Source organism: Pseudomonas fluorescens, assembly GCF_902498065.1.
Taxonomy (GTDB): Bacteria; Pseudomonadota; Gammaproteobacteria; order Pseudomonadales; family Pseudomonadaceae; genus Aquipseudomonas; species Aquipseudomonas fluorescens_BJ.
On sequence record NZ_CABVIR010000003.1, the window covers coordinates 116,074 to 125,740 of the forward strand.

6 protein-coding genes are annotated in these 9,667 nt (G+C 60.2%); 3 read left to right on the top strand and 3 right to left on the bottom strand.

Translation table 11 applies throughout. From position 1 onward, the window contains the following. Window positions 1–4,398 carry an RHS repeat-associated core domain-containing protein gene (locus F8N43_RS13265; protein ID WP_150653900.1) on the bottom strand — a complete coding sequence of 1,466 codons (4,398 nt, stop codon included), beginning with the start codon at window positions 4,396–4,398 and terminating at the stop codon, window positions 1–3. Window positions 4,399–4,709: 311 nt separating this feature from the next. On the opposite strand from F8N43_RS13265, the gene F8N43_RS13270 reads away from it, so the two are divergent. The 3 genes from F8N43_RS13270 to F8N43_RS13280 are packed head-to-tail and all read left to right on the top strand — an operon-like array spanning window position 4,710 to window position 6,997. Next, window positions 4,710–5,144 carry a DcrB-related protein gene (locus F8N43_RS13270; protein WP_150634613.1) on the top strand — a complete coding sequence of 145 codons (435 nt, stop codon included), beginning with the start codon at window positions 4,710–4,712 and terminating at the stop codon, window positions 5,142–5,144. Between the two features lie 27 nt (window positions 5,145–5,171). Continuing rightward, window positions 5,172–6,467, top strand: a complete 1,296-nt coding sequence (locus F8N43_RS13275; RefSeq protein ID WP_150634612.1) for a PAAR domain-containing protein — start codon at window positions 5,172–5,174, stop codon at window positions 6,465–6,467. Continuing rightward, window positions 6,464–6,997: a hypothetical protein gene (locus F8N43_RS13280; RefSeq protein ID WP_150634611.1), complete on the top strand. Its 534-nt coding sequence runs from the start codon at window positions 6,464–6,466 to the stop codon at window positions 6,995–6,997. The genes F8N43_RS13275 and F8N43_RS13280 overlap by 4 nt, the downstream gene beginning before the upstream one ends. A gap of 191 nt (window positions 6,998–7,188) precedes the next feature. Here the strand turns inward: F8N43_RS13280 and F8N43_RS13285 are convergent, their stop codons facing one another. Together F8N43_RS13285 and tssI are read right to left on the bottom strand one after the other, a co-directional pair. Beyond that, a complete protein-coding gene (locus F8N43_RS13285; protein ID WP_052967849.1) occupies window positions 7,189–7,623 on the bottom strand; it encodes a DcrB-related protein in 435 nt (144 codons plus the stop codon). A gap of 18 nt (window positions 7,624–7,641) precedes the next feature. Continuing rightward, complete coding sequence (gene tssI / locus F8N43_RS13290; protein WP_150634610.1) at window positions 7,642–9,579, bottom strand: type VI secretion system tip protein TssI/VgrG; 1,938 nt, start codon at window positions 9,577–9,579, stop codon at window positions 7,642–7,644. Between the last annotated feature and the right edge of the window lie 88 nt (window positions 9,580–9,667).

The following is a 9,667-nucleotide window of genomic DNA, read 5'->3' on the forward strand; positions in this document are numbered from 1 at the left end:
TTATTTTCGACATTTCGTACCGCCGCCCCATTTATTTCGACCGCCTTTACCATCAGGGTGGTAGATTTTATGATACGTTTTATGATCATTGAAGTCGGCTAGCTGTAATGAGCCTGGTTTGTTTCCATGATGCCAAGTCATATTGGCTGGGGAGGTTCCTCTGAACGTCCCATTCGATCGTGGTTGCACATGCTCTACAGTGCCAGGGTATTTAGTTTGCATTTGACGTTTAAAGTCCGGATCTGTTTGCATTCGTTTGTAAACAGATTCATTTGCGCGGCTAAAGTGCTCTGCGTCAGTCATTTTGTATTCGGACGCGTTCAGTGAGTGCTCATGGAACACATGATATTTCCCTAGGTCGCGAGATCCTTCACCATTGTATAGCCCAAGCGGATCTATCCAGGTCAGGGGGTTTGGGGCATAACTGTAAAAATTCAGTCCTCCCGCCAACCCAATCGGATCCGGCGTAGTAAACCGCCCCACATCCGGATCATAAAACCGGAACGTGTTGTAGTGCAGCCCAATCTCCCGATCCAGGTATTGGCCCTGAAACCTCAGGTTCTGCTCTTCGATGTAGTACGGTTCGCGGACCTCTTTAACGGTATTGCCCCAGACCCGATAAGTGGCCTGCCAGACGGTGTGGCCGTCGGTTTCCGAGAGTAGTTCGGGGAGGCCGTTGAGGTCGTTGTGGTAGTAGCGGACTTTTTGTTGCGCGCCCGTGCCATCGACCCGGGCCAGTGGTTGATAGCCGTCATCGGCGTAGAGGTAGAGGCTGCTCTGACCTTTATGTTCTTGCAGCAGACGCAAGCCGTCCCAGGTGAAGCGAGTCTGACCCAGAGGGTAGCCGTTCTTGTCGTGTTCGGTTTTCTCGATGCGTCGACCGAGCGGATCGTAAGTCATGTTGACCACAGTTTCGCCGCTGCCACTCTGGTTGCGCACTTCAATCAATCGACTCTCGGCGTCGTAACCGAAGCGCTGCAGGCCCCGTTTAGCGCTGCGTTTTTCGATCATCCGGCCGAAGGCGTCGTAGCGGTAACGCTTGTCCTGGAAGGTCAGCAGTTTGTTGTGCACCACCAACCCGGCGCCGGGTTGCGGGCCATCCAGCAGGTTGGCGGCGTCGTCGTAGGCGAAGGTTTCGCGCTGGCCGTGCAGGCTGTCCTGGCTGGCGATGATGCGGCCGGTGGCGTCGTAGTGCAGCCGTTGGCGGTGTTGCCCGGCGGGTTGCTGGTCGAGTTTGCCGATCAGGTTGTCGGCGGGGTCGTACTCAAAATGTTTCTGCACGGCGGCCGGCATCAGCGATGGCTGGCTGCTGTGTCGGCGTTGGCGTGAGCGTAAACGGCCGCTGCGGTCGTACTCGCTGCGGGTGCTGATCTGGCCTTGGGTGCGCAGCACTTCGCGGTGCAGACGGTCGCGTTCGAAGTCGCTGATGACCTGGCCGTCGAGATTGATCTGGTGCAGGTGGCCGCTGCCGTAATACAGGCGATTGATCCAGCGGCCGTCGGGCAGTTGGGTCTGGATCAGGTTGCCGAGTTCGTCATAGTGATATTGCAGGCTGCCAGCCGCGCTTTGTTCTTCGAGCAACTGGCCGAGGGCGTCGTAGGCGAAGCTCAGGGTTTGTGCGTTGCCGTGGTGGTCGGTGAAGGTGACGGCGGTGAGCTGGTCCAGCGGGTCGTAGGTGTAGTCGGTGCGGCCATCGTCGGTGATTTTGGCGATCAGCCGTCCGATGGCGTCGCGCTCCAGTCGATGAACGATGGGGGCCAGAGGCGTCTCGGGGACGATGGCCAAACCGTTGCCGAAAGGCGCCGGAGCAGCCGTCACCGCCGCGACGTTATCCAGCAGGTCATAGGTGTAGCGCTTGGCGCTGCCGTCGAGGTCTTGTTGTTCAGTCAGCCGATCGGCGGCATCCCAGGCAAACCGATAACTCTCGTCATTTTCGTTGGTCAGCGCTTGCAGCCGCCCGTAGCTGTCGTACCCGAATTGCACCTGCCGGCCGTGGGCGTCGGTGCGCTGGCGGACCTGGCCGCGGCGGTTGTGTTGATAGAGCGTGGTGTGCCCGGCCGGGTCCGTATAACCGACCAACTGGCCGCTGACGTCGCGCTGATATTGCTCGGTGCGCCCGTCCGGCAATTGGCTACTGAGCAGGCGCCCCTGGGCGTCGTAGCTGAACTGGGTGCGTTCGCCGAGGGCGTCGGTGATGACTTGCAGATAGCCCCGGTTGTCGTAGCTGAACCGCGTCGGGTAACCCGAGCAATCGATGTGCTCGACCAGTTGGCCGAACGGGTTCCAGCGCAGCTTTTTGCTTTTGCCGGTGGCGTCGATGATCTCGACGACCTGGCCGTGGGTGTCGTAGCGGTAGCGGGTGATGTGGCCCAGCGGATCGGTTTCGGCGATGCAGTTGCCGCGCTGATCATAGCGGTACCGCCAACTGTGGCCGGCGGCGTCGGTGTCCACCAGCGGCAAGGCCCAGAATTCCAGCCATAAAGTCGAGTCGCTGCGGCCCAGCGGGTCGGTTTCGCCGATCAGGTTGCCGGCCTCGTCGTAGCTGTAGGCATAGCGCCCGCCCTGTGGATCGGTGGCGCTGAGCAATTGGCGCTCGTCGTTCCACTCGAACCGCCAGGTCTGGCCGAGGTTGTCGGTGGATTCGGTGATCTGGTGTTGGCTGTTCCATCGCCGCGTACTGACGCGCTGCAAGCCATCGGTGATGCGCGTAGTGCCGGCCTTCAGGTCATAGTCGAACTGGTAGGCGTCGCCCTCGTCGGTCCAGTGCCGGACCACGCGCCATTCACGGTCTTCAATCAACGCCCATTCATAGAAACACCGCAGCCCCGTGGGCAACTGATGCTCGACCATCCGCTGTCCGGCATCGTAGGCGAAGCGCCGTTGCACCTGGCCGGTGGCGTCGCGCACTTCGGCCAGGTTGCCGGCTGCGTCAAAGCCATAGCTGGCGAGTATTTCGCGGTGTTGGTCGGGGTACAGGCGTTCTATTTGGGTCACGCGTTCGCGTTCGCGAATCAGCTCGACCTGCACCAGATCGAAGGTGTCGCGCAGTCGCACCAAGCGTCCGGTGTCGTCATAGTCGAGATAGATGCGGTTGTCATTACGATCACCCAGCTGGCTAAGGCGCAGTGCCGATGAGTTTCCAGGTGTTGCATCGAACAAGCGGTATACGCCGTCATCACTCTCAATCAGCAGTTGCCCATTGCGATGCCGCCGAACACTAAGCCCTTCACCGGCGCTGAACACCGCACCACCCAGGGGGATCGAACCCATGTCGATACGCCGGCCCTGTTCATCGCTGTAGACCAGCGTTTCGCCGCCCTCCAGGTGCGGCAGGATTTCAACCCGCACCTCATAGGACACGCTCCAACCCGCGCCGAACATCCCGTCGCGCCGCTCGTCGCGGCTGTTGTAGAAGCGCTGCCAATCCATCGGCAAGATTCCAGGCAACACGAAATCCAGCTCTTCTTCGCCACCCAGCACCTTGGCCCCGGTCGCCGCGTGTACCGGGTTCGGCGAGCCCATAGCAGCGTTGGCCATCGCGCCCATCGCGCTGCTGACGGCCATCGACGTCGCGCCACCGATCAGCATGCACGGCAATTTGCTGAAGAATTTCCCCTTTCCGCCCTTGAGCATCAGCAACGCTGTGACCGCCAGCCCCACGCCCGGGGTTTTGCCGCTGCGGATCTCGCGCACCACCACCGAACCGCCGCCGATGGTGACGTTGGAGGAGATTAGCCCGGCCGACACGACCTTGGCATCGCAGGTGCTGCGATCGCCGCTGCGCACGGCGGGCTGGCCGTTGATAGTGACTTTGTCCGAGCCCTCGGCCAGAAACTGCGGCGGCATCGGCGGATGCTTCATGCAGACGAGCAGGTCCAACGGTTTGGGCACCGCGCCAGGCGCCGGGGTGGCAACGGTGGGGCGCCACATCTGGGAGAAGAAGCTTTCGGCCATGTCGAGGTAGCTGGCTTCTGCTTCCGGCTCGGGCATTTCCAGCTCGGTACCGGCCGGCGCGACATGGGACGGGATCGCTCCGGCGGCCCGGGCGGCGGGAATGCTGTTGGTGAGGGTGTTGGTGGAGCCGGTGAGAATGTTCGCCTGCACCGTGGGCGGAAACAGCGAATTGCTGAAACTCTCGCATAAATTGCTCAGGCCCTTGTCGGCCCCGGTCTTGCTCATGGCGAGACCGACGACCGTGCCCACTACCAAGCCGAGCACAAAGCAACCCAACCCGCCGGTGACGACCGTGATACCCGTAGCCGCCACCACGGCGGCGGTGGCTAACGCGGTAATCGCGATGTTGGCCGCCACCTCCAGCACGCCGCCGAGGATGTCGGCCATCATTGAGGTGTGGTTCAGCGCATCACCCAGGCGGGCGGCCCAGAGTGCGTCAGACATGCGGGATGTTCATCCGACGCAAGGGTCTGGCTGCCGGGTAATCGTTGCGCTTGTTGCGCAATTCAATGCCTTCCATTGCATCTTTCTCCTTGTTGGTTACGGCGTACTCATCAGCGCCATCCTCAGGCGTTTGATCAGTTTCGGGGTCTTGAGACACATCATAGCCGTTGGTTTTCGCGCAGGCATCAAAAGTGAGACGGGTGTCATGGCCTCAAAAACGGCTTGTCCATGTTCCTTGATTGTTGTCATTTATTGCTTGAACATCTGCCGCTTGCTGAGCCATCCCTCTAGCCTGGAAAACGGTCCGAATCATGACGCTTTATCGCCTTCAAGAAGCCGATCTCGATATACCTGACAGTTGGCAGGACCAGAGCATCAACATCTTCAAGCTGCCCGCCGTCGGCGGAGCCAAGGAAGCCAGTTTCGTCATCAGTCGCGATCCGAGCCGGGGTGACACGCTGTTCAGTGACTATGTTGACGGGCAACTGGCAAGCGCCGAACAGCAATTGCCCGGATTCAGCCTGAGCCAACGGTGGAACTTCGTTCTTCACGACCATGCTGCCGTGCTGCTCGATTACAGCTGGCAGCGCGAAGGGCGTGAGCTGATGCTGCGCCAGGTTTTCATCGACCGCCAGCCTGTGGGGTTGATTACGACGCTGACTACCACGCCGAACGATCTCGTGTATCACGAACCGGCGTGGAAAGTTGCCATGCATTCACTCAAGCTCCTGCCTCAGATCGCCTGATCACCTTCAAGGAAGAAGATAAACGCAATGGATATGCTAGCGGCTGCGCGCCTTGGCGATGAAGTAGCCCACGGTTTTGGTGTCGCCGCGATGGTGGCGGGCGCCGTCGCCGGGGCGTTGATCGGGGCTGCGGTGGTGGCGGCCACAGTGGCGACCGGCGGCGTGGCGCTGGCTATCATGGCCGGTTCGATTGCGGCGGGCGGCCTGTCGATGTTCCAGATCATCAAGGGCCTGAACACCCTTTTCAACTTGCCCGAACCGACCACGGGGGCGTTGATCATGGGCAGCTTCAACGTCCGTATCAATAGCCGCAACGCGATGCGCGCCGGGGTCGACGTCGCTGCCGGATGCTCGGGCCTGCCGCTGAATCACCCGGTCTGGCCGTTTCCGGTGCTGATCGCCGAAGGCAGCGCCTGCGTCTACATCAACGGTAAACCGGCGGCGCGGTTGCAGAGCAAGATGGTCTGCGGCGCGCACATCAAGAGCGGCAGCCCCAATACTTTTATCGGCGGGCCAACGATCTCCGTTGCGTTTGTCCTCGATATCGAAGGTTGGCTGCACACCGGTCTCGAAGCGCTGGGGATGGTCGCCATGGGCGCGGCAGCCGTCCTGGCCGCAATGGCAGGCGCGGCGGCTTTTATCGGGTTCGCGGTGATTGGCGGCGCGATGATGGGCGGCATGGCGCTGTTAGGCGAGTTGGGCGACCGTCTTGGACCGGGCTATCGCGACCTGCTTCAAGGTATCGCCGGCATGGCACTGCTGGGGTTGGGGCCGAAAATGGCTCGTCTCGGTGCCGCACCGAAACCCCGTGCGGCAGCCTACAAACCGGGTATGACCGAAGCCGATATCATGGCGATTCCCAAGGGCAGTAGGCCGCCGCCGAGCGACTATCTCGAAGGCCCGTATGTTGACAAACACCTCAAGACTTTCGAGGACGAGGGCGGCAGTTTTCTCTTCACCTCCGACGACATCGCCAACCCCAAGTACGGCTCGTTCAATCCGAACAAGTTCGTCATGGCAAAATCCGACCTGAACACCGTGGTCGCCGAGTACAAGAAAACCGGCGACGTTTCAGTACTGGAGTCGGCCTTGGGGTACGATCCGGGATCGCTGGTTGGCAAGGACATCTACATGATGAACCTGGATAACCCCAAGGTGCTGATGCCTACCGGTAACGAAGGTGGTGTGAACTCGCTTTGGCGACCGGGCGGCCTGACTCATCCCGGCGGCATGCGCGAAGCGGTGCTGGACAATGTACCCATCTCCCACGGTAACGACATCAATGCGCTGATGACGACCCGAGACGTAGTGAGAATTCAATGAGCAACCCGCAAGACAACGTGCTGCTGTTGGCGCTGGCCAATGATGAACTGGACAAATTTCTGGTGGGCGAGCCGTTCTACTTTCTCGAAGCCAAGAACGAAAACGACGAACCACAGAACGTAGTGGCGGCGTTCGATCAATTGATCATGCCGTATTGGCGCCAGACTCACGACGCAAGTTTCCCCACGCGTTTCGTGTCGGCCTTGCTGAAGATGCTGGCGACTTATCCAGACCGCGCGCGGGCGATCTACATCGCTCACGACTGGGTTTGGTACTACCGCTTTTGCCAGGACAAACAGCGCAAGCAGCCGCAAGGACCCTATGGCGATTTGTTTGACGTGGATATGGGCAGCGTCGCCGTGGCGCTCAAGCGCCAGTTGGAAAGCCACAAGGCCGAGTTGGTCGCCGACACCCGTTGGGCAGGCGCGGCGTGGAACAGCCCGGACGGTATGTGGACGCCGTTGATGCGCTCGGCGGTGATGGTGCGCGACACATTGGGTGGGCCGGATTTTGTGCCTGCCAATATCTGATGGGGCGAACCCCTTCGATAATGAGGGAGCTGTCTAGTCCTGAAATAGGTTTACACCTGTTTCACCCTAACGCCCGATGCACCGCATCGGGCGTTTCGTATTTCAAAGGCAGGTGCGGTCGCTCACCGTTATAGGTCGATATCGACTCACTCACCATCTTCTTCGCTTGCGTCAGACATGCAGGGTGTTCATCAGGCCGGAACATCGAACAACAGTGAACTCTTGATGGTCGCCCAATGCGCGGCTTCGGCATCGCCGAGTTTTTCGGCCTTCACGTAGCTCAAGGCGAGCATTTTGCGGGTGCCGGGCAACACCAGTGCCAACTGGTATTGGAAGACTTTGTCGTTGCCCTTGTTGAACTGGCTGCGCAACTCGATGCCTTCGACTTCCTGGCTGGCGCCCAGACGCACGGCAACGCCCGGTTGAAAACGCAAGTCTTGCACTTGTTTTTCCAGGCGCTTGAGCTGGTCGTCGAAGTTGCTTTGCAAGGTTTCGCCCTCGGCCAGCAAGCTACGGCTGACAATCAGCGAAGTGCCCAGTTCAGGGAACTTGAGGATGTTGATCGTCGCGTCTTGCAGTTCGCCTGCCGGCAGTTGGAACTGGAATTCATTGATGCGGTAAGTCATGGCGCCTGAATCTCTTGGTTAGCCCTTGGGCTTGGGAAACGCGGCATTGATGTTGGCGTCGATGCTGGCCTTGACGCCCTGGCCGTCAGGCGTGGCGCCAGGGCCGCCGCCATTGTTCAGGTGCAACACGCCACCGGTGTTGAACTCGGCATCACCGCTGGCATGGAAGCTGATTTGCACGCCGCTCAAGTTGATCTGGCCGCTGGCATTGAGCTCCAGGATGCTTTCACCACAGACCAGCCGCAGGTTCTCACCCACTTCAATGACGTAGCTCTGGCTGATGCTGTCGGTCTTGCGCTGACCCACCGAAAGAATGTCTTCCTGTTTGACGATTCGCAGGCGGTTGTTGCCGATGGTGACCGTCTCGTTATGCCCGATGCTTTTGTTGCGATCGTGGCCTACCGAGTGGCTTTCATCGACCTCGACCACGATGTCCTGATTGCGCTCGGCATGGATGTACAGCTGCTCGGCGCCTTTCTTGTCTTCCATGCGGATTTCGTTGAAGTTCGCCGGTGTGCCACCTTTGCTCGAACGGCTTTTCATGCCGCTCTGGGTGGCGTTTTCGGGCAAGTCATAGGGCACGGTTTGTTCGGCGTTATAGACGCGGCCGGTGATGATCGGCCGGTCCGGGTCGCCTTCGAGGAAACTGACGATCACTTCCTGGCCGATCCGTGGGATCTGCATCGAGCCCCAGTTTTTACCGGCCCAGGATTGCGACACGCGAATCCAGCACGAACTGTTTTCGTTGGACTGGTCATGACGGTCCCAATAGAAATGCACCTTCACCCGGCCGAACTGGTCGGTCCAGATTTCCTCGCCCTTGGGCCCGACCACCAATGCGGTCTGCGGGCCTTTGACGATGGGGCGAAGGGTGTTGGGCAGGGGGCGGTAACTTTGTTGGGCGTCGATACAGGTCAGGCTGCTTCCGAACTGCGCCGAGGCCGCGCCGCCGCCGGTTTCCCCGCTTTCCTGGGAAATGTAATAGCGGGCGCCGACGATCAGGTACTCGCGGTTCTGGTCCTGACGGCTGAAGCCGGTGAGGCTGAACAAATGACCCGGACCCAGGCCCCGAGCGTTGCCGGCGAGCTCGACCTGTTCATGCAGCGTCTGCAAAGCTTCGATGCGGGTGCGGGCGTAATGTTCGCCGTCTTCGCTTTGTACATAGGTGCCGGGGTAGTCGTACAGCGGATAGTCGCCGGCGGTGTGCGGACGGGGCATGGCCGAGCGCACGTCAATTCGCGCGCTGGGGCGCTGGAAGTCATAGTCGTTGAGTTCCAGCGAGCCCGGCTGGACTTCCTGGGCCAGGTGCCAATCGTGGATGTGATCGCGTTCACGCTGCTGTTCATTCTTGGGGTAGTAGGGCACCGAGGCGTAGCCGGGCACGCTGGTGTGGGCGCCGTAGGCATCGGCCAGCACCAGCACATGACGACCCTGTTCATGGCGGAAGAAGTAGTAGATCCCTTCCTGCTCCATCAGGCGGCTGACGAAATCGAAGCTGGTTTCGCGATACTGCACGCAGTATTCCCACTCGCGATAAGGCCGGCTCAGGGCATCTTCGAAATCGGAAAAGCCCAGGTCGCGAAACACCTGCTTGATGATCTGCGGGATGGTCAGGTTCTGGAAAATCCGGCAATCGGAGGTACGGGTCAGCAGCCATAGCCAGGGCCGCAGCGTGGCCTGGTAGCTGGCGAACTGGCCCTCGTCGACGTTCTGGCTGCAACGGGCAACGATGCCATGGAAATGACGCTCGCCACCGCCGTCCAATTGCAGGCTCAGGCACATGGGTTTGCCCAGCAACTGGTTGAGGTCGATGGCGTTGTCCAGCGAGTGGAGCTGCAACTCATAGTTGAACAGCCGCCCCAGCTCTTCGCCGCCGCCCATGTCCTTGAGCAACAGTGCATCCGGCCCCAGGGGGCTGGTGATTTTTGCCAGGCGTGAGAGTTGCTTGAATAGCATCAGTTATCCCGTAAACGTTGTAATCGTCGCGCCGCTTTTTCCAGCAGAAACCAGATCAAGTGTGGGAGCGAGCCTGCTCGCGATGGCG

What these genes read in the sequence shown, in the direction of transcription:
- F8N43_RS13275 (WP_150634612.1), top strand. Translation starts at nt 5,172, where the DNA reads ATGGATATGCTAGCGGCTGCGCGCCTTGGCGATGAAGTAGCCCACGGT.
- tssI (WP_150634610.1), bottom strand. Translation starts at nt 9,579, where the DNA reads ATGCTATTCAAGCAACTCTCACGCCTGGCAAAAATCACCAGCCCCCTG.
- F8N43_RS13265 (WP_150653900.1), bottom strand. Translation starts at nt 4,398, where the DNA reads ATGTCTGACGCACTCTGGGCCGCCCGCCTGGGTGATGCGCTGAACCAC.
- F8N43_RS13270 (WP_150634613.1), top strand. Translation starts at nt 4,710, where the DNA reads ATGACGCTTTATCGCCTTCAAGAAGCCGATCTCGATATACCTGACAGT.
- F8N43_RS13285 (WP_052967849.1), bottom strand. Translation starts at nt 7,623, where the DNA reads ATGACTTACCGCATCAATGAATTCCAGTTCCAACTGCCGGCAGGCGAA.
- F8N43_RS13280 (WP_150634611.1), top strand. Translation starts at nt 6,464, where the DNA reads ATGAGCAACCCGCAAGACAACGTGCTGCTGTTGGCGCTGGCCAATGAT.